A 1,229-nucleotide genomic window follows, 5' to 3' on the forward strand; every position below is an offset into this window, starting at 1 on the left:
TGAATCGACTACGGTTCCCTAGACACTCGCGAGCCGTTCAAAATATCGCTTTTCAAAATCGATTGGCGACAGTTTTTCGTTGAAGCCATGCCGGCGCTTCGGATTGTAGAACATCTCGATGTAGTCAAAGACGTCCTGCCTTGCTTCCTCTCTGGTCCCGTAAATTTTGCGGCGAATGCGTTCCCGCTTGAGTAACTGGAAGAAGCTTTCAGCGACGGCGTTATCGTGGCAGTTCCCACGTCGACTCATGCTCTGTTCCAGATTGTGCGCCTGCAGGAAATCGCGCCAATCATAACTGCTGAATTGACTGCCTTGGTCCGAATGCACCATCACGGTATTGGTCGGCTGGCGGCGCCAGACAGCCATCAGCAAGGCGTTCATGGCCAGTTCCCGGTCAATCCTCGAACTCATGGACCACCCGATGACCTGGCGCGAAAACAGATCGAGCACCGCCGCCAGGTAAAGCCAACCTTCGTAAGTTCGAATGTAAGTGATGTCGGTGACCCAAACACGGTTTGGTTCCTGAACATCGAATTGCCGCTGCAGATGGTTCGGGGCGATCAATGCCGGCGTTCCGCCACGCCGGCTCTTTCGCTTGGCATAGCCTGTCTGGGATCGCAATCCTGCTGAACGCATGAGCCGCTGCACGCGCCGTGTGCTGCATTGCTCGCCCAGCTCGCGCAGATCATCCGTAACCTTCCTGTAACCGTACACGGCCCCGCTTTCAAGCCAGGACTCTTTGATATGGCCAAGTAGGCGCCGATCTTCGATCGCTCTCATACTCTCAGGCTCGGTACGCCATGCGTAGAAGCCGCTCGGATGCACGGCCATCATCTTGCAAAGCATCCGGACCGGGTACTGCTCGGTCAACTCTTGAATCAAGGCGTACCTTACCCGGACAGCTTGGCAAAGTACGCGGCGGCCTTTTTTAATATGTCACGTTCATCCGTCACACGCTTTAGTTCGGCTTTCAATCGGCGCACTTCGTCGGCCTGCGCATCGGCCGCTATGCGCTCCTCGTCAGGGACGCTGTAGCGCTTTATCCAGCTGTACATGCTGTGAATGCTTACGCCAAGCCGGTCCGCAACCTCGTGAGCCGCGTGCCCGCGCTCGGTTACTTGCTTGACCGCCGCAATCTTGAATTCCTCCGTATACCGCTTTCCACTCATAGTCTCTCCTTAAGCCTAGAATTATGGCTCAGGACTGTCTATGAAACCGTAGTCGATTCA

At 55.4% G+C, this 1,229-nt stretch carries 1 protein-coding gene; it reads right to left on the reverse strand.

What is annotated here, in order from left to right; all coding sequences use genetic code 11:
- Positions 1 to 18: 18 nt before the first annotated feature.
- A protein-coding gene (locus tag NX782_RS26210; protein WP_258848439.1) for an IS3 family transposase occupies positions 19 to 1,169 on the reverse strand; the annotation gives its coding sequence in 2 pieces (ribosomal slippage) (positions 19 to 932 and positions 932 to 1,169; 1,152 coding nt in all).
- Positions 1,170 to 1,229 lie beyond the last annotated feature (60 nt).

It is taken from the genome of Massilia norwichensis, from assembly GCF_024753245.1.
In the GTDB taxonomy this organism is placed as follows: Bacteria; Pseudomonadota; Gammaproteobacteria; order Burkholderiales; family Burkholderiaceae_D; genus Telluria; species Telluria norwichensis.